Origin of the sequence: Sphingopyxis sp. PAMC25046 (genome assembly GCF_004795895.1) — a bacterium.
Lineage (GTDB): Bacteria > Pseudomonadota > Alphaproteobacteria > Sphingomonadales > Sphingomonadaceae > Sphingopyxis.
In genome coordinates this window covers 2,018,140-2,039,601 of sequence record NZ_CP039250.1, presented here as the reverse complement: position 1 = coordinate 2,039,601, position 21,462 = coordinate 2,018,140, and the positions used below count along the sequence as shown (strand labels likewise).

The 21,462-nt window shown below is 58.2% G+C and carries 13 protein-coding genes and 2 pseudogenes; 7 read left to right on the top strand and 8 right to left on the bottom strand.

What is annotated here, in order from left to right; genetic code table 11:
* Positions 1-15: 15 nt before the first annotated feature.
* Complete coding sequence (locus tag E5675_RS09565) at positions 16-2,718, top strand: conjugal transfer protein TraG N-terminal domain-containing protein (RefSeq protein ID WP_136174309.1); 2,703 nt, start codon at positions 16-18, stop codon at positions 2,716-2,718.
* Between the two features lie 9 nt (positions 2,719-2,727).
* Here the strand turns inward: E5675_RS09565 and E5675_RS09560 are convergent, their stop codons facing one another.
* Complete coding sequence (locus E5675_RS09560; RefSeq protein ID WP_136174308.1) at positions 2,728-2,955, bottom strand: hypothetical protein; 228 nt, start codon at positions 2,953-2,955, stop codon at positions 2,728-2,730.
* Between the two features lie 573 nt (positions 2,956-3,528).
* Here E5675_RS09560 and E5675_RS09550 point away from each other — a divergent pair.
* The 6 genes and pseudogenes from E5675_RS09550 to E5675_RS21745 form a co-directional block, all read left to right on the top strand.
* Positions 3,529-4,511, top strand: a pseudogene (locus tag E5675_RS09550) (IS3 family transposase); the annotation flags it as partial.
* Positions 4,512-4,655: 144 nt separating this feature from the next.
* Entirely contained in the window at positions 4,656-5,012 is a 357-nt protein-coding gene (locus E5675_RS09545; RefSeq protein ID WP_136174306.1) for a transposase, read from the top strand.
* Entirely contained in the window at positions 5,009-5,356 is a 348-nt protein-coding gene (tnpB, locus tag E5675_RS09540; RefSeq protein WP_136174305.1) for an IS66 family insertion sequence element accessory protein TnpB, read from the top strand. Before E5675_RS09545 ends, tnpB begins: the two co-directional genes overlap by 4 nt.
* A gap of 53 nt (positions 5,357-5,409) precedes the next feature.
* A complete protein-coding gene (locus E5675_RS09535) occupies positions 5,410-6,951 on the top strand; it encodes an IS66 family transposase (RefSeq protein ID WP_136174304.1) in 1,542 nt (513 codons plus the stop codon).
* Entirely contained in the window at positions 6,948-7,559 is a 612-nt protein-coding gene (locus tag E5675_RS09530) for a plasmid pRiA4b ORF-3 family protein (protein ID WP_120218190.1), read from the top strand. Before E5675_RS09535 ends, E5675_RS09530 begins: the two co-directional genes overlap by 4 nt.
* Before the next feature lie 33 nt (positions 7,560-7,592).
* A pseudogene (locus tag E5675_RS21745) lies at positions 7,593-7,682 on the top strand (integrase core domain-containing protein); the annotation flags it as partial.
* Between the two features lie 294 nt (positions 7,683-7,976).
* On the opposite strand, the gene E5675_RS09520 reads toward E5675_RS21745, so the two are convergent.
* Genes E5675_RS09520 through E5675_RS09490 form a run of 7 tightly spaced genes read right to left on the bottom strand, consistent with a single transcriptional unit; the run spans position 7,977 to position 21,348 of the window.
* On the bottom strand, positions 7,977-8,696 hold the full coding sequence (locus E5675_RS09520) for a hypothetical protein (protein ID WP_136174303.1): 720 nt from the start codon (positions 8,694-8,696) through the stop codon (positions 7,977-7,979).
* Positions 8,683-10,686, bottom strand: coding sequence for a BREX-3 system phosphatase PglZ (gene pglZ, locus E5675_RS09515; protein WP_136174302.1), 2,004 nt, complete (start codon positions 10,684-10,686; stop codon positions 8,683-8,685). Before pglZ ends, E5675_RS09520 begins: the two co-directional genes overlap by 14 nt.
* The gene (locus E5675_RS09510; RefSeq protein ID WP_210727636.1) at positions 10,683-13,496 is read right to left on the bottom strand and encodes a helicase-related protein; all 2,814 of its coding nucleotides are present in this window, start codon (positions 13,494-13,496) and stop codon (positions 10,683-10,685) included. Before E5675_RS09510 ends, pglZ begins: the two co-directional genes overlap by 4 nt.
* The gene (locus tag E5675_RS09505) at positions 13,493-16,216 is read right to left on the bottom strand and encodes a DNA methyltransferase (RefSeq protein WP_210727635.1); all 2,724 of its coding nucleotides are present in this window, start codon (positions 16,214-16,216) and stop codon (positions 13,493-13,495) included. Before E5675_RS09505 ends, E5675_RS09510 begins: the two co-directional genes overlap by 4 nt.
* Before the next feature lie 31 nt (positions 16,217-16,247).
* Positions 16,248-19,979, bottom strand: a complete 3,732-nt coding sequence (locus E5675_RS09500) for a DUF6079 family protein (RefSeq protein WP_210727634.1) — start codon at positions 19,977-19,979, stop codon at positions 16,248-16,250.
* Positions 19,980-20,000: 21 nt separating this feature from the next.
* Positions 20,001-20,459, bottom strand: coding sequence for a BREX-3 system P-loop-containing protein BrxF (gene brxF, locus E5675_RS09495; RefSeq protein WP_168707836.1), 459 nt, complete (start codon positions 20,457-20,459; stop codon positions 20,001-20,003).
* On the bottom strand, positions 20,452-21,348 hold the full coding sequence (locus tag E5675_RS09490; protein WP_136174300.1) for a WYL domain-containing protein: 897 nt from the start codon (positions 21,346-21,348) through the stop codon (positions 20,452-20,454). Before E5675_RS09490 ends, brxF begins: the two co-directional genes overlap by 8 nt.
* Positions 21,349-21,462 lie beyond the last annotated feature (114 nt).

Sequence of the window (21,462 nt, the reverse complement as noted above, 5' to 3'; positions counted from 1 at the left end):
CGGGAGCCCAGCATCATGGTCGAGATTTTCACGGTTGGCGGCGGCGACTACCTGGTCAATGTCTTTCAGGCGGTCGCCGCCTGGACGGGCAATGGGGGCTACAAGAGCCTCCTGCAGGTCGTCATGGTCATGGGGCTTGGCCTCTCCGCCATAACGCTGGCGTTCAATCAGGACTGGCGGGCCTGGATCAACTGGTTCCTCGGCGCGACGCTGATCTATTCGTGCCTGATGGTGCCTCGGCTCGACGTCCATGTGACCGACCGGCTTAACCCCAGTCTCGCTCCCGCCAATGTCGGCAATGTGCCGCTGGGGCTTGCGCTGATGGCGAGCTTCACCAGCCAGGTCGGCGACTATCTGACTGGCTCGGCCGAGGTGGTGTTCGGGCTGCCGGGCGACCTCAACTACTCGAAGAATGGCATGATCTATGGCGCACGGCTCTACGATGCCACGCGCACCTTGCGCATTTCCGACCCGGAATTTGCCGCCAATCTCGACGAGCACTTCCGGCAATGCGTCTTCTACGACGTGCTGCTTGGCCGCTATTCGATGAAGGAGCTCGCCGAGACCAGCGACATCTGGACGACCATTGCGCCCGGCAGTCAGGCGCGGGCCCAGCGCTTCCTGACCCGCGACACCGGGACCGGTCATGTGACTTCGAATATCATCACCTGCCGCGAAGCCTATGATGCGCTGAACGCGCAGTGGGCCGGTTTGATCGACGGCATGGGGACGGTCTTCGGACGCCAGCTCTATCCCAACCAGACTGCCGCCCTCGCCAAGGCCAAGCTTTTTGCTGACCTGCCGGTGGCTTACCAGTACCTCACCGGAGTCTCGGCCAATGCGACCGAGATCTTCAAGCAGACGCTGACGATCAACGCGATGAGCCAGGCCATGCATTCAATGGCGGCAACGAGCGGCGCGGGCAATGTCGATGTCTACGCCCAGACGCGCGCCGATATCCAGACCGAGCGAACCTATGGCTCGATTGCCAGCAACGCTATGAAGTGGGTGCCGCTTCTCAATGTCGTGCTGACCGTGCTCTTCTACGCCCTGTTTCCGGTCCTCTTCCCGCTGTTTCTGCTGCCCAAGACCGGTCCGCTCGCGCTCAAAGGCTATGTGACGGGTTTCTTCTACCTGGCGGCATGGGGACCGCTGTTCGTGATCCTGCACATGATGCTGATGTACAAAGGTGCTGCGGACATGAGCGCGGTTGCTGGAAGCAGCGGGCTTAGTCTTGCAAGCTTCACCGGCATGGCCGATGTGAACAGCGATATCGGGCTGCTCGCAGGCTATCTCATCGCCTCGGTGCCGTTTCTGGCCGGCGGTGTGGCCAAGGGCGCCATGGCGATTTCTCACCATGCGACAAGCTATCTCAATCCGAGCCAGAACGCGGCCGAGGAAGCTGCGCGCGAGGCGAGCACGGGCAACGTCTCGCTGGGCAATACCAGCTTCGAGAATTCGAGTGTGCTGACGCGCCAGTTCGCACAAGGGACGATCGCGCCAAGCTTCACCTATGGCGCGGCGCAGACCCGGACGTTCAGCGATACGGGCTCGATGACGACGAGTTTCCCTGAAGCCAGCTATGACCAGCTCCCCAACTCGAGCTATCCCTTCACGCCCAGCCTCGGACAGGAGTTCACTTCACGCCTGTCGACAATGGCATCGCAGGCCCGCTCGAACAGCGAGAGCTATGCGAACATTGCGACGGAATCGACCACCAGCGCCGTCACGAAATTCCGCGAACTGCGCAGCCAATTCAGTCGTGGATCGGCTTTCGAGAGCGCGACCGGCACATCCAACTCCGATAGCATCCAGACCGCCTTCAACGAGGTCGACCAGGCATCCAGCAACCTACAGCGGCAGTTTGGTCTATCGCGAAGGGCCGCTGACGACATTTCGACCGCATGGTTCCTTGGGGGCGAAGCGGGCGCTAAAGCTGGGGTTACTAACGGTGTACTTTCCGCAAACGTGGGGGCAAAGGCTGGCGGAACTCGTACTTGGACAGACAGCGACATCGGCATCGCATCCGAGGACCGCTCACGCATCTTCGGAAGCCTCGCGCAGATGTCGGACAGTCGGAACTGGTCGAGCACGCGCGATGGATTTGTTCGCAGCGTCAGCACCTCGTCGAGTTCCTCGATTTCGTCGACCGCGAGTGGCATGAACGCTTCGCTAACCGAGGCCCAGAGTTACAGCAGCGAAGCACGGCGGGCTGAGGAACTGGCAAATCGCCTCGAAAGCCAGGCATCGTTCTTCGAAGGCAACAGCGCCGCAGGCAGCCTCAATCTGTCACAGGCCTACCGCGAATGGGGCTTGGTCGAAATCGAACGCAATCGCGACTTCTACGGCAATGTCCGGTTCGACGACCTGACGTTTCAGCTCAGTCCGGAAGGTCAGGCGCTGCAGGGCAAATTCATCGAAAGCTACGCTGAAGAGCTGCGCGACGGGATCGAGGACAGGCTCGTACTGACGCCAAGACAGCCAATCTCGCGCCCTTCGGTGACAGGACCTGGATCTGTCCGTGGCCGCGCTCAAATCGGTGGAGGGGGTTCAGGAACCGTGCCGCAGGTGGACCCGGCCACCATTCACGACGAAGTGCTGCGCGCGCAGGATGCCGGGCGCCAACGGATCCGCGGATCCAGAAGCCGCCTTGATACGGTTACCCGTGGCGCTCAGGGCGCAAGCGCAGAGTCGGCCGATGAAGTGAAAGAATGGTGACGAATGGATTCACCAGAAACCGAACGACGCACCGGCAAGGAACAAAAACACGCCTAAAATGACAGCCAAGCCCGCGACAGTCAGCTTCTGCCCCCAAGGATCAGCCCAAGACTTCTTGATCCGATATTCCATGAGCCGATTATCGCGGATCGCTTCGCTTACTTCCGCAAAACCAGACCAAGGCGATGCAGGATCACCTCCATCCAAGTTGGAATGTTCGGTTTTTTTCGTGTCCATGGCTTTGCATTCCAATTCCGGAAGGCGGATTATTTTAGAACATAACAGGATCAAATGTCAGTTTGCAAGCGACGAAAACGTGAAGGGATGAGCATACTTCCCGGCCGTTTGGAAAGATTTGCTTGCGATCTTATGGAGCAGGCCCAACGCCGGGTTCTCGAGATCATCCCTGACGAAGGGCACGACGACGTGCGCTTTTGCCCGTGAAATCGCGACATTGATAAGCCGTTCGCCATCGCGGCCTTTCAGGAAACTTGCCGTTCCATCGACTGGATCGAATATCACAAGAGTCCGCTCGCTTCCTTGAGCCCGGTGAACAGTGTTGACGGAAATCTCTGGGTGCCTGCGCCTGAGAAAATTCCTGATCAGTGTTCGTTGAGCCCTGAAGGGGGTCAGAACCAGGATGTCTTGCGGATCGACGTAAGATCCCGCGAGATTATCGACAATGGTCTCAACGAGCTTCGCGGATTGGAAGCGAATAAAGCCACCATAGTTTTGAGAATATGTCGTGACGTGCTCCCCTGAAATGTGACCGATTGCTGGTAGAGTCCGACGCCAAGGAGTCGGACGATAATGAAGCGAAGCAGGTTCAACGAAGAGCAGATCATTGCGATCTTGAAGGAGCAGGAAGCAGGGATGGCGACGGCGGAGGTTTGCCGCCGTCACGGGATCAGCTCGGCGACGTTCTACAAGTGGAAATCGAAGTTCGGCGGCTTGGATGTGTCCGAGGCCCGGCGGCTGCGATCGCTTGAGGAGGAGAACTCGCGGCTGAAGAAGCTTCTGGCCGAGGCCATGCTGGACAATGCCGTGCTGAAGGATCTGGCATCAAAAAAATGGTAACGCCCGGCGCCAAGCGGGAAGCCGTCGCCCATGCCCGGGAGCATCACGGGGTGAGCGAGCGTCGGGCGTGTGCATTGGTTGGTGTGAGCCGCAGGGTGATCCGTTACGAGCCGTCGCGGCCCGATGATGGGGCGCTGCGGCAACGGCTGCGCGAGCTGGCGGCGGAACGTCGCCGGTTCGGCTATCGCCGCCTGAGTTATCTGCTGGCGCGGGAAGGCATCGCACCCAACCACAAGAAGCTGCTGCGCATCTACCGCGAGGAGGGCTTGCGCGTGCGGCGCCGTGGCGGTCGGAAGCGGGCGCTGGGCACGCGCAGACCGATGGTGCTGCCCGATGGTCCGAACCAGCGTTGGTCGCTCGACTTCGTCTCCGACAGCCTGATCTGCGGTAGGCGCTTCCGCATCCTGTGCGTGGTCGATGACTACACGCGGGAGTGCCTGGCGCTGGTGGCCGATACGTCGCTGTCCGGTGCTCGAGTGGCCCGGGAACTGACCAGCCTGATGGGCAGCCGCGGCAAGCCGCACACGGTGGTCAGCGACAATGGCACCGAACTGACCTCGTCAGCCATCCTGCGCTGGTCGCAGGAGCGGCGGGTCGAGTGGCACTACATCGCGCCCGGCAAGCCGATGCAGAACGGCTTCGTCGAAAGCTTCAACGGTCGCCTGCGCGACGAATGCCTCAACGAGACCTTGTTCACCTCGCTGGCCCATGCCCGGTTCGTCGTAACCGTGGTGTGAAGGCCGCCTTGCGGGACGGCGTTCCGGGGTGCTGATAGCCGCTCTTTGCGAGGAGCGGTGATGAGCGAGGATATCGGAGCGGCGGGAGCGAGTGCTCTTGTGACTGGTCATATGAGTGATCGTATGAGCAGTCGGATCGCGGTCGTTGGCGGCCGTCGCCGTTGGTCGGTGGATCAGAAGCTGTCGATCCTGCGCGAAGCGTTCGGCCCCGACGGCTCGGTTTCGGCGACGTGCCAGCGGCACGCGGTGGGCAGCGGGATGCTCTACACTTGGCGCAGGCAGGCACTGGCGGGCGATCTGACGGGAACGAAGCGGACACCGGCACCCTCGTTCGCCGAGGTCGAGGTGTCGGTGCCGACCGCGGCGACGACAGGGAGCGGCCAGATCGGGATCGAGCTGCCGTCGGGGGTACGGATCACCGTCGACGCGGCGGTCGACGCCGACGCGCTGGCACGGGTGATGTCCGTCCTTGCCCGATGATCCCGTTACCACCGACGACACGCATCTATCTCGCCTGCGGCGCCACCGACATGCGCAAGGGGTTCGATGGCCTCGCGGTGCTGGTGCAGCAGGTGCTGGAGAAGAGTCCGCACTCGGGCGCACTGTTTGCGTTCCGCGGCAAGCGGGGCGATCTGGTCAAGCTGCTCTGGTATGACGGCCAGGGTCTGTGCCTGTTCTCGAAGCGCATGGACCGCGGCCGGTTCATCTGGCCGGTCACCAAGGCGGGCAAGGTCAGCCTCACCGCGGCGCAGCTTTCGATGCTGCTCGAAGGCATCGACTGGCGGCGCCCCGAACGCACTGCGGCGCCCTTGCTCGCAGGTTAAAAAGTGGCGGATTAGTGAGGGTTTTACTGGCATCGCGGAGCCCGTTTTGCTAGATGTTCCGGGTGTCGGAACCAGTCTCTTCCAGCATCGACAAGGACGCCCGGATTGCCGAGCTCGAAGCCGCTCTCGCGGCTCGCGATACGCTCATCGATACCCTCCGTCACCAGCTCGCTCAGCTTCGCCGCATGACCTTTGGCCAGTCCTCGGAGAAGCTCGCGCTGCAGATCGAGCAACTCGAGCTCGCCCTCGAGGAGCTCGAAGGCGAAGCCGAGGTCGCCGATAGCCGAACGAGGGAGCAGGCACCCGCCAAGCGCTCCTCACCGGTGCGCGCCTTGCCCGAGCATCTGCCGCGCGCCGAACGGCGGATCGAGCCCGAGGCTGGTACCTGCACCTGCCCCGATTGCGGCGGCGCGCTGCGCCCGCTGGGCGACGACAGCGACGAGCAGCTCGATATTGCCCCGGTGCAGTGGCGCGTGATCCGAACCGTGCGGCCCAAGTATAGCTGCCGCGCCTGCGACAGGATCGTCCAGGCACCAGCGCCGGTGAAGGCGATAGCACGCGGCAAGGCGAGCTTTGCCACGCTCGCCCATGTCGTCGTCCACAAGTTTGATCATCACCTCCCGCTTTACCGCCAGGCAGAGATGATGGCTGCGCAGGGCATCGACATCGACCGCTCGACTCTCGCCGGCTGGGCGGGTCAGGCCGCGCATCTGCTCGACCCGATCGTCAGCCGTATCCGCGAGGAAGGGCTGAAGGCCGCCAAGCTCCACACCGACGACACGCCGGTGCCGATGCTCGTTCCCGGCAAAGGCCGCACCGCGCAGGCGCGGCTGTGGGCCTATGTCGTCGATGATCGCGCGTCGGGCGCCGCTACCCCGGCGCTCGCCTGGTATCGGTTCACCCCCGATCGCAGCGGCACCCATCCGCAGAGCGAACTCAGGTCGTTCACCGGCCTTCTTCAGGCCGACGGTTATGCCGGATATGACAAGCTCTACCAGGGCAACGGCATCCAGGAGGTCGCCTGCTGGGCGCACTTCCGCCGCAAGATCTTCGAGTGCCACCAGACGAGCCCGACGCCGCTAACCACCGACCTGCTCGATCGCATCGCCGGGCTCTACCGGATCGAAGAGGACGTCCGCGGCCAGCCGCCTGATGTCCGGCGCCGACACCGGCAAGAGCAAGCAATGCCAAAGATCGACGCGCTTCGTGGCGTGATCGACGACGCCCTGCGCCGCCTATCGCCCAAGTCGGCGATGGCAAAGGCGCTCGCCTATGGTCGCAAGCGCTGGGACGCGCTGACCCGCTACATCGACGAGGGCATGGCGGAGATCGACAACAATATCGCCGAGCGCGCCATCCGAGCGATCGCGATCGGGCGCAAGAACTGGCTGTTCGCCGGATCGAAGGCCGGCGGCGAACGCGCCGCCGCCATCTACTCCGTCATCGAGACGGCCAAGCTCAATGGCGTCGAGCCGCAGGCCTATATTGCCGATGTCATCGAGAAGATCGCCTCAGGCTGGCCCGCCTCCCGCTGGGACGAGCTCATGCCGTGGAACTGGACAGCACAGACCGCACCCGTATGCATGGCGGCATGACCGATCAGATCGCCCGGATTCGCATAACGCTCGAAGACATGAAGCCCGCCATCTGGCGCCGTGTCGAACTTCCCGTCACCAACAGCCTCAAGACCCTGCACCTCGCGATCCAGGCCTGCATGCTCTTCGAGAACTACCATCTGTTCCAGTTCGACATTGGCGATGCCGCCTATGGCATCCGCTTCGATGATGACGATGCTTTCATGGTCCGTACCCGTGACGCTGCCAATATGCGCATCAGCAAGCTCGCCGAGCGCGGCATCACCAGCTTCACCTACACCTATGATTTCGGGGACAACTGGCGACATCGTATCGAGATCGAAGAGATCTCATCCACCATTCCCGGCACCAATTACCCCCGCTTCGTCGATGGCGAACGGCGAGCCCCGCCCGAAGATGTCGGTGGCACACCAGGGTTCGAAGAGTTCCTTGAGGCCATGTCCAAGCCGCGTCATCCCGAACGCAAATCCATGATCGAATGGTATGGCCGACCCTTCGACCCCGCCGATATCAGCCCCGACGAGATCAGCGCACGCATGGCAAAGCTCGCCAAGCGAAGGGCGCAGGGAAAAGCCGCCTACGCCGACGCTAAATCCCGCGACAGCTAATCGATGGCGGTTTCCTGACCACGCTTACGGTTCGTCCTCGCCGCCTGGCGGCACGATTACAATACGGTCAGGCCGCACTCGAAACTGGGCGGGAAGACCCCCGCCGAGATCGCCGGCCAACGTGTCTGGGGGCATGCCCCCAGACACGTTGCCATCCCATCAAACAACCATCATCAAGGAGCCAGACTCTACCTCTGACTGGTAACAATCAGGGGAGCACGTCAGCCCGGACGCCTTCTAGGGCTTCATCGATGACAACCCGGCGCTGGCCCTTGACCGAGCGCACGACCAAAACAAGGTAACCGTCTTCCCAGTCCGCAGACTTTACTTCGACCCGCCCCCCTTTTTAAACGAAGCTTCGCTCTGCTTCCAACGCCCCTTGGATTGCAGCACGAGTAATCGCCATCGTTCAATGTCTCACGCGAGTTCCACGATCCGATTGCTGGCGCTGTCTACCCTGACCGCAAACCGTGCATCCTGGCTGAGGTTATAGGCCAGTCGATCGCTAAAGCTGAATGGGAAGAGCACGGGATTTGTGGCTACGGAGCTAGTCGGCATTGCTCGACCAGCGTGGCGTAGCGCTGCCTCAACAAGCCAGAGTTCGAGGTCTGGCGTAAGCGTGATGGGCGCGCGCAGTGCCTTGATGTTCTTGCCCTTGTTCATGCGCTCGATGGCGCCCCAGTCTGCCTGGGATTGGAGCACCATGTTCGTCATGCGGCGGGTGCCTTCGCGTTCGCCATAGCTCTCCGCCATCCGTCGATGAACTTCGGCGGACGTGCAATCTCCCTGCAGTCGAATAAGCCTGCCTACGATCTGCGCGACCGATCCAAAAAAGGGATACGTCGCGATCGCCATCCCCCAGGTCAGGGCGGCAACCGATGGCCTTGGGTCAGCGGCGTAAATGGCGGCGGCCCGATTACACAATTCTGCCAATTCAGGCCTGGGTTCCAACCAAAGCCTATTGAGGACCGTTCGCGTCTTTTTCTTGGCAGCAGCACCTGAGTGCGTCTCTTCGATCAGCTGTGTGAGTTCGTCTGGATCCGAAAGGCCAGCGCGTACGCGAAGTGCAGCGCGTGCCCAATCCAACTGAATAAAGCGATCGAAGCCGATCTGCGGAGCGCCCTCACTTTTCATCATTCAAACTCTTCGAACTGATGCGGATGAAGGGGACGATCAGTTCCTCGACCGACATCCCTCCATGCGCCACTATTTGATCGCCTGCCCCTGTGAAGGCTCCCCTCCCCTTGGGATAAACAGGCAGGAAGTCAGTTGGCAGACCTGGAAGATCGAAGCGCACAGCTTCGAGATTTTCCGGGACAGAGGCAGCAAGGTCATCGCTTCGATAAATCCTGACCCGCTCACCTCGAAGCTCCGAGAGAACGCCTTGGTTCAACCGCCCGATACCAACTGCATCGACGTTGCCGTGGTCGGACGTCAGATGGATCTCGAAACCTTGGTTGATCAGAAGCTCTATGAGCTGCTCGACAAAGCCGGTGTCGCACCAGTTCTCAATCTGGCTGGCGATACCGCGCTTCCCGAGCGTCGCACCATGGACGATTTCGTCGACCATATCGACCACGATCCCTGCCACTTTGATGGCGGGATCAGCGACTAGCTGCTCAATGGCTGGGAGCTGATCGCGGTGCTTGATCCCCTTCTGATAAGTGATCTCATTCTTGCGGAGGCCCGCCTCTTGCCAGAACTTTGCCCACAGGCTTGGCTCCTTTGACGTGGTATCGATCGAGCTGGCAAATTCACGCGGCTTAAGCCCAGAAAAGACAGTTTGCCGGGAGACAGAAGTAAGGCTCGGTAGCCATGCGAAACAGGCCCCTTCCTCAATTTCGATCGTCGACATTCTCTCAGTCAAACGGCGGCGCAGTTGACACCACTGGTCGATTGACAGTCCATCGAAGAGCAAAAGCGCTTGGCGAGCACATCCCTTGCCGCGACGGTAGGTGAGATAGCGCGGCACATGGTGAAGCATCACAGGGCCATTTGCCGCCGCAAGCGATGGCAGGTCGGCAAAATGCCGCCGAAGCCAATCTTGTAGCTGGTCGTCCGCAGCATCTTGAGCTTGCCGCACATCCTGCGCGACCGCGTCAGCGAGATCAGCGGGCAGGCCGAAGTACTGGTGGAGAAGTTCGCCCAACCGGCGCGCCAAGGCAAACCAGTCACGATGGGAGGCATCCACGCTTGGGAGGCTCTCGGCGACATTTGTGGCATTTTCCGCCACAAATTGCGCCTGGCCGCTGGAATCCTTGGCAATCCCAACGCGAGCCCACGAGGGGAAATCTGCTGGCAATGATGCGCATCGAACTGGCGTGAGAGCGCCCTCGAGGAAGAGCGTATCTATGCCCATCCGAATATCGGGATGGTCGAATGGAATGACGAATTGGTCTTCTACAGATGACGTTTCGCCCTTCATCTCGGCGGCGGACGCACCAGCGATTGTCAGATAATTACGCCAAGAACCCTGGATTGCTCGCAGGGCATAGGCCCTATCTTCGAAGAGCCGCTTCACCGGCAACTGCGCAAAACTTGGCTTCGCTTTCAGTGTCGCAGCGATCCTGTCGGCAAGGGAAGCAGGCAGGACCTCGCCCCGCAGGTGCAGCCGAAGCACTTCGCGCCAAAACGCCGTCTCATCGTCAATGAGAATGGGCGCGATCCTGAAAACGTGCGTGAGAATGAAATCCTTGGTCGCGGCATCCCCGAGCACCTGCGTTGCGTGCGCTTGGTGTGCTTCGAACAGTCGCTCGTAATGCTCAGGCCCGATATCACGAAGCGCCGGGTAACTCAGCTTCTGAAAGATGTCGGCCAGTCCAAGACGGACGAAGCGTGCCTGCCGTTGGTAGTCCCACGGCAATTGATCGCTGCCATTGGAGGGCAAGTGCAGGATCAGAGCGTCAGCGGGTGCTTTCAGACCTTGATCCCAGGCAGAACGGAAGCGGTCTTCGTATTCTGCTCGAAATGCAATCGAGTCGTCGAAAGACAATAGCTCGAACCCACGCTCCCTTAGCGCCTGCAAAACATGAGTATCGAGGAGCACCAAGTCTGGGTCGCAAGCAATCCAGAGGCGCGATAGTTCGCTGGGGAACTCGCGAACAATCCGGTCGATCCAGGCGCTCATGTTGCATGATCTCCCGACGAACCGACGCGCAGCATCATGACCGCACTAATGTCCGGGGTGTAGGCTTCGGCTGCGCTCAGCTGCGCCATCCGGGCATCGAATTCGGCTTCCAGACGATTTCGCCGAAAGTCTCTCACGGTCTGAAGACCGACGCGTCCAATGGCTTGGTGACGCACATCGAACGCGAATTTGGCGCGTTCGCGTTCTTCCAGCAGCCGCTCCGCATGCTCTGCAACCAGTTCGGAAAACTGGCGCTCACCTTGAGCGATAGCGGCATCTTTCGATCGGGCGAACCACTTGCCGGATTCCTCGCCATCCAACATTCCATGACGGTCGATCTGTTCGGTCAGTAACAGGTCCCAAATTCGCTTTGCTGTCGGAAGGAAAGAGCGCCCTTCCTCGTTGATGAAGACCGGGAGGAATCGCCTGCGACTGAAATCATCGGCCGCAATGCTAATTTCCCAGAGCGACCACAGGCCCTGCACGCTGTCAGGCAGTCCAGTAAGCCGCACGATGGGCAGAGGCTGACCAGGCACGCAGCGTGGCAGATCGCTGATCAGAGCGCCCGCACGCTGGTCTTCAAGTGTAACCCATTCCAGCTCGGGATATTCTTCGGCCGTACGCGCATCGAAGCAAACTTTGGCCGATTGGCTTCCATCCGGCCATCGAACGCGCCAGGCATTGCCGTCTTTTTCGGCAAGACCGCCGCGAGCCGGCAAACGGGTCGTGATTGCTCTTTCCAGCCAGAACTGGGCAGGATGATCCCGCCATTTGCGCGCGTCACCGGCATCAAGCTCATGGCTGTCCGATAGAAGTTCGCTGTCCTGCCGGCTATCAGCGATAGTGTTTCGAAGCTGCGCGACGACCGCATCGCATTCGTCTTCGATAGCATCGGGATTCTGCAAGCCGTGGACGAATAACTCGTCGAAAAGCGGCTCACTTTCGACCGAGTCCATCACATCGCTTGCCTTGTCGACACCGAACTCTTCAGCAATCACGGCCAACTTGGTCTCGAGGACCTCGCGCACCCGGTGTTCGACGGTGTCTTCGAGGACAAAGTTGATCGCCCGCACAACATGGGGTTGCCCGATACGGTCCACGCGACCGATGCGCTGTTCAACGCGCATAGGGTTCCATGGCATGTCGAAGTTCACGATCACGTGGCAAAATTGGAGGTTGAGCCCCTCGCCGCCAGCATCAGTGGAAACCAATACCCGGGCTTCGTGGGCAAAGGCCTGCTGGGCGCGCGTACGCGCATCGATATCCATGCTCCCGTTGAGGGTGACAACCGAAAAACCCCGGCTTTCCAGAAAGTCAGCTAGCATCGATTGCGTGGGCACGAACTCGGTGAAGATGAGGACCTTCAGCTCCGGATCGTTCTCTTCTTGCTGAAGCTTGTAGATCAATTCCAAGAGCGCTTCGGCCTTCGCATCTGAACCCTGTGCTTCGGTCGATCGCGCCAACTCCAGAAGTGTCTCAACCTCAGCCTTTTCGAGTTCCCAGCCCCTCGTCTGCACGGCCAAATCCACCTGCGTTTGGCCATCAAGCTCAGACCACTCAGCCACGTCGGCCGTCTCGAACAAGGATCGTTGAAGGTCCGGCTGCTCAAGCATTGCCTGCCGCTTTTCGAGCGTTGTTCGGATTGCCGCGGTGCTCGATGTGACGAGGCGCTGCATCAGGATCATCAGGAAGCCGATATGCCGCTGCTTCGCCGCCATCGCCTGATTGTATCCATGGCGCACATAGTCTGTGACCGCCTCGTAGAGCTTTTGCTGTGCCGAGTGCCGGTCGCTCCACGCGACGGGATAGAGACGCGTCAGTCGCGGCTTGAATAGCGGACGCCCCTCCGCATCGATCGCGACGCGCTTCTCGGTACGGACGACGAATGGATGCACGCGGTCACTCGAAACGCTGGTTTCATCCGGAAAGGAATCCCGGTCGAGCAGCTGCATGAGGCGATGAAACTGATCGGTTTTGCCTTGGTGCGGCGTGGCCGATAGCAGCAGCAAGTAAGGCGCTGCCTCCGAAAGTGCCGCGCCCAACTTATATCGCGCAACCTGATCAGTGCTGCCACCCATCCTGTGCGCTTCGTCGATGATGACCAGATCCCAGGATGCTGAGATCAGGTCTTCAAAACGCTCTCGGTTATACGTGCTTAGCTGCTCCATGCTCCAGCCACGCCTTGCCTCAAGTGGCTTCACGGAATCGAGCGAGCAAATCACCTGATCGTGGAGACGCCAGAGGTTCTCTTCGTCGCGGCGCCATTGGCGAAACGCGGAAAGCTCGGATGGCTCGATATACTGAACGTGTTCCCCGAAATGGAGACGCATTTCGGCCTGCCACTGTCTTACCAAGCCCTTTGGGGCCACGATAAGAATGCGTTTGGCCATCCCCCGTAGCTTGAGCTCCCGCAGAATGAGACCAGCTTCGATCGTTTTACCTAGGCCAACCTCATCGGCCAGCAGATACCGAATTCTGTCCCTGCTCATCACGCGATTGAGGGCGTAAAGCTGGTGAGGTAACGGCACCACGCTGGACTGAATGGGTGCCAGAAGCAGATTGTCTTCGAGAGCGTCCAACAGCTTTGCCGCCGCTGCGGTGTGCAAGATTTCATCGGATGTTGGCTGGACGGACTCCAGCGAGCTCAAATCACTCGTACGGGCGCGGACAACAGCATCCTTGCCGGGCAACCAGACCCGATAGGCAATCTCGCCCCATATCTCTTCCCGATCCACGACACGACACGGTGCGGCATGCCTCGCATGCCAACACCAGTCGCCGATGCCATGCCCGCGGCCCTCATGCGTCACGCATCAGCCTCCATGCGAGTGAGTGCCTGATCGTACCAGAGAAGGAGCTTCTCATCTTCCTGCAGCGCCTCATCGGGGATCTTTTGGGCAATACCGATGATGGTCTTATAGTCCTTGCCGGCCCACGCCGTTTTGAAGCCAGCCCGCAAAACCTCCAGACGAAACTCCTTGAGCCGTCGTCCTGGAGCCGATTTGTAGCTCTCGAACTCCTTCAGCAATGACCGTTCGCGCTTTTGCTCCAAATCCCTCGCTTTGCTTGGATCTGGTACATACCAGCGATCTTTTGCCTTAACCTTGAGACGTTGAGCATCCTTTTCCAAACCGCGCAGGTCCTTGAAATTGGAAGAAAGATAGCTGTGAATCTGGCTCGGAACATCATTTGAACCATCAAAGCGAAGGAAGTTCTCTTCCAGCAGCTCCGCCAGTTCAGGACGTTCTTCGTGCTTCTTCCAACCCGCCCCGAGTTGCGAGGTGAATTCTGGATGGATTTCCTGATAAGTGGACGGCCTGCGACGCAGAAAATCTGCTATCCAATCGATAGCCGATCTTTCGTCTGACACGAACAGCTCAATCTGAGGGGCTTGAGCATCTCTTGCCCGCCGCCGATCATACTCATCGATTTGTCCCGGCAAAAAGACCATACCATCGCGAATGCTGAATCTCGAGTTCACCTCAGCGAGAAACTCTTGGTGAGATAGCGGAACTAGCACTCCGTGCCTCACGAACCAGGCAACCGCTCTATCAAAAAGAACTCTAGGATCTCTTTCGGATACGAAGGCTAGCTCGCCGCCAACCGCTTTCGTGACCGGAACGCATTTCAAATGCTCAGAGACGAAAGACCATATTCCTTGCGTTTCGGTCCCAACTGATAGCAACTCCGCCTCCACACCCGGCTTGGGCTTATAGGCGGTGATCGCAAGATCCTTGTTTACCGCCGCCGCCTTATGGTCTTGGTGGAGTGTAGTTTGAATCTTATCGAGCAAAGCCACATTGGAAACGATAAATCCCGATTTCTCCAAAGCAAATTGGATTGCATTCCAAACAGAATTGGCTGAATTATGAAACTCAACAACTATGTATCGCCCAGGCTTTAAAACCCTATAATACTCCTTGAAAGCCAACTCCATTAACTTCGCATATTCCGCGATCCCTTTCTGCTGAACATTATTAGTTATTGCCTCACATTTGTTATTCGTGAAAACTTGCAACCACCACTCATACAAAATATTCTGCTCTGAATAATTAATATTTCCACCGAAAGGTGGATCTGTAAAAATAAAATCGATGGAATTGTCCGGAACTAGCGGAAAACTTGTCGCGCTTTGCGTCGAAACAAAGGCATTATTTCTAGGCCATAAATGCCTGACCTTCTCTATGCTTTTTAGAGTCTGATTTACCTTGCGCCCAATATTGGTCTCGGTCTGAAGACTAGGAACATAAAGTGTGTTAGAGAGGGGGCCAATTGGAGATCCATTAGGCCTACGCTTATCGACGTAAAACCTGTTTCGACGGGTCCCGTTATTTTCCAAGATCGTCAGCGCGCAAAAAAGCGCAGAGCGTCGCATTTCATCCTCTGATATCGCCGCGATTTTGTCGAGAGCGACATAATTCCTCTTCGAAAAGAAATGATGGATATGCGTTATCCCCCAGTATTCTGGAAGGTTATTGCGCTCGTGCGTCATGTGCGAATAGTTGAGCGGTTGCGGAATAAGGTGAACCGACCTTTCTCCTATCTCATTATAGAACGAGACATCCGCCTCTGAAGGCACAAGCCTAACTGCTTGCTGCCCTACCCGGCGTGACAACAGAACCATAGACGTTTTTGCGCTGCGGGTCTGAGATTTGATCCAAGGGTCATACTCAGTGGAGAACGCACGCTTCGCCGCGCGGGACTTGATGAGAGTTCCACAACTAGGGCAGTCGTATTCCGATTTTATCGCAGGAACTGAATGATCGATTATGTGGTCATAGAGGAGAAATTGATGACCACAGTCATCACACTCGCCCCACTCGGAAAAAACGGCATAATCAAATATTTGGCCATTCTTACCTTGCACTTCATACAAGGGAAGAACCTCTCCAGATATGAATTCTCCTAACGAACCGGATTCACCTTCATCTAAGATCTCTGCCAGGGGAGCCGCCATAAAGCTCGCGACGAACGCTGCTGCCGGCGACAAATCAATCAAAATAACATTTCGAGCGGACCCACTCGAAGCGGAGCGACCGGCCGAAGAACGACCACAGTTCAATGCAGCAACTCCGGTCATACCCGTGCCGCAAAATGCATCGAGAACTATCTCACCAGGCTTTGTGTAATGCTCAATGTACTTTTCAATCGCCTTCGGCGGAACTTTGGTGTGGTAGGATGGCACCGCGTACAATGGGTCATTTTTTCCCTCAACGACGTCTAGAGAGAATGATGAAATGCTGTAGTCATCATCATCTTCCGAGAATTGCTTCCCCACGGTTTTGATGAATTCTGACAGCCAAGGATTCGGACAAGCCGTGTAATACGGTGGATTTGATAGGGCTAAGATTGCCTCGTCCGAGCCTTCAGGGAACCCCTCCTGTTCACGGAAAGCGGGATCTTTGAGCATATCGGCCAGTATTGCCAAAAAATGCCGACGCCGTTCGTGATCATCAGAGAATGTCATACCAAGGCATTCAACCGAGGCGCTGCTTTTTTTCGCGTTCATCTTCAATTGGCCGTTCATCATCAATCTTTCAGGAAATCGGGGAAGCGCGCGATCAATCGACCACGAAGCGAAGCTTGGTAGTGTCCTTGCCTTTGCAGCGGTCGTTCAAGAATGCCTCGAACCGTTTGCGAAGATCTTCCGGCGTTGCAGGCGAGCCGCCAAGCAGAAGCGCCTGCCTTACATCCTCCCCACTGACATTTATCTTTTCAAGGCCTGACAGGGCCTCCTGAATAGCCGCCACAAAGTCTGGCGTGACCGGTTCGGGAATAACCTTCGACGACATATACCCTTCGACGAGGCTTCGTGCCGCCGGCTTAAGGAGATCGAAGTTCTCTTGGATGATCGGGTCTTCGAGATTGTCGAGAAGGGCCTGACTCCAGCCGTTGATTAGCCGGTCAAGCTCGTCATCGAGCTGCTTCAAGACATTGGCGGCGGGCAGCAAGTCACCTTGCTCATTCGCTGGTCGGAAACCGCAATGCGAACACACAGGTCCGGCTGAAAGATCAGATTCCACCAACGATGGGCAGCTCTTGAGCTTGTCCAGCTTCTCCTCGAAAGTAGTCAACTGGCTGGTTGGCATAAGCGAGATTCCGGCGAGCGCGCGCAAAGCGACAAGTCGAGAATCTTTGCGAAGCGAAGACTTTGTCTTGTCCTCGGTAAGGCCCAGTCGCGCAGCGCTGTGCTGCCCAACGTAGGCGGTAACGTAATCCTTTTTGAGCTTGGCCAGGGTCTGCCTATAATCGGTGGCATTCTGAACCCCGCTATCCGCAGCAAGCTTCTCGAGAAGCTGCTTGCGAGCATCCTTAGCCTGCTTAACCCATGCATGATCAGGCGACAGGACCATCTCAGCCTGCGATAGGTAGCCAGCCGTTGCGCCAAGCTCTGCCACAAGGTCGAGAAGGCCCTCTATGGCTTTCAACGTTTCGAGATTCTTGGTCTGCACAGCAATGTCTTCAGACCCGATCCGAAGGTTCTTGAGTTTGCCTACCGTATTGTAGGGGGCCAAACTCTCAGAGAACGCCTTCAGACTCTCGAGTTTGCTTCGCCGGTCAGCGATTTCCTCATCGCGCAAGAGCGACTGCCCCCAGAAGCTTAGCCTGCCGGACATATCGGTTGTCGCGCCAAGAACGCGGCGGGTGAGCTTTCCAACCTCTTCCTGCAGCAGTTTGACCGGCTCGTCGGAACCCTGGGTCGCTTGCTGAGCAAGCCCCGGCGGCAAGCCTAGCAACTCAAATAGCGATCGAAGGATCGCGACGTTGATTTCCTTCGGAGCCTCGACATGCTTGAACTGGCTCAGGTCATCCAGCGAGCGCTCAGCGAGCAGAGATATCTTGCCGGAATCGATCTTATCTCCAGTGACTGCGAGAACGATGTCGCCTGCGTAGACCAATGCTCCGAGCACCGTGACCAAGAGATCGGGCTCAAGTCGAAACTTGATTGGCGAGAAGAATTCCACGTCGCCGTCGCCGCTCAGCAGCTCGCTTCGGTTAAGTACCTGACCATGCCCCTTGGCCGTCAATCTATCGAGAACATCCTTGGCGTAGCGCGAGCGAGTGGGCTCGATCCGGTCGCCATCGAGCATTTCAAGGCCGTCGAGAATAATGATGGCATCTTTCGTGCGGTTTCCGCCCGCCAGTGCCCGCAAGGCGTTGCTGACCAGCTGCTTGCGGTTCGCTTCAGTCACCAGAGCTGAAAAGGCGGGATATTCCGGCGCGTCTTCCGCAAATTGGTTGTTGAGCGCCAAACCAGAGATGACGTTGACCACATCACGGAAATTGATGCGCTCATCAGGTCCGAGGCGCGCCTTATCCCGCAGCGAAACCCCCTTGGCCCAATCCTGCAGGGTCTTGGCCTTCCCTTGGTACGAAACCTCGAAGGCCGTCATCTGCTTTTCCTGCAGCCATTTGCTGATGTCCCGGAGGGCATCCTTCGCCTTGTCGAGGTAAATCGACTTCGCGCCGCCGCTCGCCGTCGACGCAAGGTCCTGCGCCGCAGCATAAAACGAGAGGTGACGATCGATCACGTCATCCCTGCCCTTTAGGCGGAAGAAGACTTCGTCACCATTGCTGTCATCCCGGAAGCGCGGAGGATCGTATGGCTGGATGAAGTAGATGTAGAAATCGCGCTCGGGCTGGGCTGTGGGACGGTCATTCGGCGCCCCGAAGAACAGGTAACCGTTGCGCTCGACGCGACGGTCCTGCCACTCGATCTGGTATTGCCAGATCTGGTGACCGGTCACGTAACTCGTTTCGTCGGTGCGCTCCATTAGCTGCCGCACAGCGCTGTAGTAGGCGCGATCGAGCGCATCATCCGACAGCGCTTCGGCGCGCTTCTCAATCTGAGCGTCGTAGTCCACGTCCTTCTTGAGATCGAGGTAGTACTGCTCGGTGTCGGGAGCTTTCGAAATGAACTGCCCGTTCACCGTCTTGAGCGTTTCGCGGAGCACCGTCTGGACGAGCGAAAGCAAGTCGGCTTCCGGCTCCCCACCCATGTCCTCAATGCCAGGCTGGAAGAGACACAGGGTGTCACGAAGCTCTTCGGCAGTGGGGCCCACCGGAACGTAGATGTCGCCGCCGGTGGTCAGGCGATGCACCGACAAGCCATCGATGATGCGCAGTGCCATGGGCTTGTATGCAGGACGCGTGAAAGCTTTCGTCACGCGCTCCGAGAGGACTTCAGATACCTTCAGCACCGGACCAATGTTGGGGTCCGCGCGAAGGACGGAGTTCGACGTGACGGTGTCCCAGAATTTGTCGTAGCCGATAAGGCCTGGCCGATCGCTCGGAACTTCATCCTTCAGGATCGCCTGGATTTGATCGCGCAAGGTTACGAGAGCGCCACGCTTTTCGGTGAATACCAGCCGCTCGAACGTTCCGATGTAGTCGGGATGCACAGGAAAGAGCCTGACATACTCGTCCATGCGCTCGTTCATTGAGCCATAGAATTTTGCAAACGGGGTGAGGTACGTTCGGATCTTGTCCTGCTGATCGGCGGTCTTCTTGAGGAGACGTTCGGCGACTACGAAGCTCACGTCCTGGCGTGCGAGAAGCACTTGGGTGAAGCGATCCTTCACGCGGCGCAGGCTGTCCGCAACATGCTGGAAACGACTGCTGTCGAAGATGGCTTCCTGAACACCGGCCACGAAGCGAAAACGCAGATGCTTTGCGACTTCACCAATCTCGCGAAGGAACGAGAGATCGAGAACCAGATCGTGATCCTTGCGAGACCGCAGATACTCAAGGAATTCGTCGACAACGAGCAGCACGCCCTGGTTCGGATGAACTTCCGCGAACGCGGCCATCATCTCTTCAAAGGCCGCCTTGTTGTTGATCACCTGGTCCGCAGGCGGGAAGGAAAAGCTGACGCCGTTTTTCTCGAGGAAAAGTTCCAGCTGCTGCGTGATGATGTCGCGCAAGGACATCTGGCTAGAGATTTCGATCCTGTGGACCTTGAACTTGCCGGCGATCGTTGCCGCGGCTTCAGCCACTTTGGGATGACGGATCAAGGGAACGTAGGCGGCATCCTCGGCGACGAGCGACAACACGGACATGAGGTGCGATTTACCCGTACCGTAGTTGCCGACGACCAGAAGTCCCTTGTGATCGACGGCTTCGTCGAACGACAGCTGCGGGACGATCTGCGTTGCGATGCGCTCGGCCATATCGTCGGAAATCACGTAGGTCGAGACGAGCTTCTTCGCTTCGTCCGGACGGTTCGCGTCCAGAAGCTGAATGACCGATTCAATCGGTTCAAACTGAATGAGATCGCCATACTGCATGGACATCTCCAAAATTCCTCTCAAAGCTCAGTTCAACTCAAGTACGATTGCGCCATCTACGGCGACATCGCAGTGCTCGGGATGACCCACTTTTGCGTAAAGCAGGCGGCCATCCTTGAAATCTCCCGGCCACGCCACGACGACTGTCATAGCGTGGGCCAAGCGTTTGATCGTATCGAAGGGATTTATCTTCAATTCTGCATCAAACATGACTTCGATATTGTCGAGTACGACTACCCCGCGATCGCGGTGATGCGACAGCATGCCCCTCAATACGCCCAACACCTCGAAGCTTCTTTGCGAAGACGGGATTGGAAGAAGCAGGTTCGAGAGTTCGCTACCGACATTTATGATCTGCAGATCATGGGTCTTAGCGAATTCGGCGAGCAGAGCGGTTTTGCCTCCTCCAGAATTCGCAACGACGAGGACCAACTTGCTGTTGAGCTGCGCCGCATCGGCAACCAATTGCTGAAGGTGCTCAAGCATCCTGCGCTCCGTGTGTCTGAGCGGAGGTTTCAGCTCGCAGTGCAGAGTTGATCGCGTCGGCATTCAACAAAACGATCTGCTGATCCTGAGGCCGCCGAGCCGACGGGTCGGTGTCGAGCCCAAGCCGCTTGAGCGCATAATATAGGAGCGCGCGCTTGACCGGGATGGTCGCCCTACCCCCTTCCATCGCATAATCGAGTTCGATTGCCTTTCGTTGGCCGACGCTCAGTTCAGGGTGGGGCGCGATGACGAGGTCAATGTCATCGAGCCAATCATGATCGCGCGAAGCTGTCTCCTCGCTAGCCTTGCTCGCGCGCGTTTCTCCGATGCGGGACAGGACGAAGTCCTTGAACTCCCCGCTACGGACGCAGTGGGCCCGGGCGTGCCATCTGAACCCGTCAAAGACCAAGGCATGCGGCGCGATCCAGCGCCAGGACGGATCCGGCGAGGACATCGATTGATAAAGGACCTCGAGTGCTTCCTTGCGCTTGATCGCGGTCACGACCGCTCGGAGAATGGGGGCAGACACACCGCGGGCAGGTGTTGGCGCGCAAGCAAACCCCGGAACGCTGCCGATCCAGGCATCGTCAGGAGTAATGATCCCGTCAGCTATCGACCGGATCTGGGTGAGGTACCGCTCGGCGTCAGGCTTATGGAAGATTGGCTTGAAGGAAGAGCTTCGCACATAGGTCCGTGCGCTTTTGTCGTAGACCATGTTGGTCTCGGCCAGACCCAGATATCTGTTGAGATCGGCTGACGCCTGATTGATCGAAACCCCGAATGTCTCGACGATGTCGCTTCGGTTTACGTGGCCTTCCCAGAACAACCGGAATTCGATGAATTCCAGCCTGCTCTCGACCCCTCTTCGTAATCCTGATTCGCCGTCCATGCCCCGTAGCCCCCACAAAAGCTGGACTGACCAGTTTCTGTATGGGCACACCTACTGTACGGATGTGATTAAGGCAATACGAATCTAATCCGCCAACACGTCAAGATGATCCGA

Bases quoted from the DNA above. Each gene is read 5' to 3' on its own strand.
- E5675_RS09565 (WP_136174309.1), top strand. From the start codon at position 16: ATGGTCGAGATTTTCACGGTTGGCGGCGGCGACTACCTGGTCAATGTC.
- E5675_RS09560 (WP_136174308.1), bottom strand. From the start codon at position 2,955: ATGGACACGAAAAAAACCGAACATTCCAACTTGGATGGAGGTGATCCT.
- E5675_RS09545 (WP_136174306.1), top strand. From the start codon at position 4,656: ATGAGCAGTCGGATCGCGGTCGTTGGCGGCCGTCGCCGTTGGTCGGTG.
- tnpB (WP_136174305.1), top strand. From the start codon at position 5,009: ATGATCCCGTTACCACCGACGACACGCATCTATCTCGCCTGCGGCGCC.
- E5675_RS09535 (WP_136174304.1), top strand. From the start codon at position 5,410: ATGTTCCGGGTGTCGGAACCAGTCTCTTCCAGCATCGACAAGGACGCC.
- E5675_RS09530 (WP_120218190.1), top strand. From the start codon at position 6,948: ATGACCGATCAGATCGCCCGGATTCGCATAACGCTCGAAGACATGAAG.
- E5675_RS09520 (WP_136174303.1), bottom strand. From the start codon at position 8,696: ATGATGAAAAGTGAGGGCGCTCCGCAGATCGGCTTCGATCGCTTTATT.
- pglZ (WP_136174302.1), bottom strand. From the start codon at position 10,686: ATGAGCGCCTGGATCGACCGGATTGTTCGCGAGTTCCCCAGCGAACTA.
- E5675_RS09505 (WP_210727635.1), bottom strand. From the start codon at position 16,216: ATGATGAACGGCCAATTGAAGATGAACGCGAAAAAAAGCAGCGCCTCG.
- E5675_RS09500 (WP_210727634.1), bottom strand. From the start codon at position 19,979: ATGTCCATGCAGTATGGCGATCTCATTCAGTTTGAACCGATTGAATCG.
- brxF (WP_168707836.1), bottom strand. From the start codon at position 20,459: ATGCTTGAGCACCTTCAGCAATTGGTTGCCGATGCGGCGCAGCTCAAC.
- E5675_RS09490 (WP_136174300.1), bottom strand. From the start codon at position 21,348: ATGGACGGCGAATCAGGATTACGAAGAGGGGTCGAGAGCAGGCTGGAA.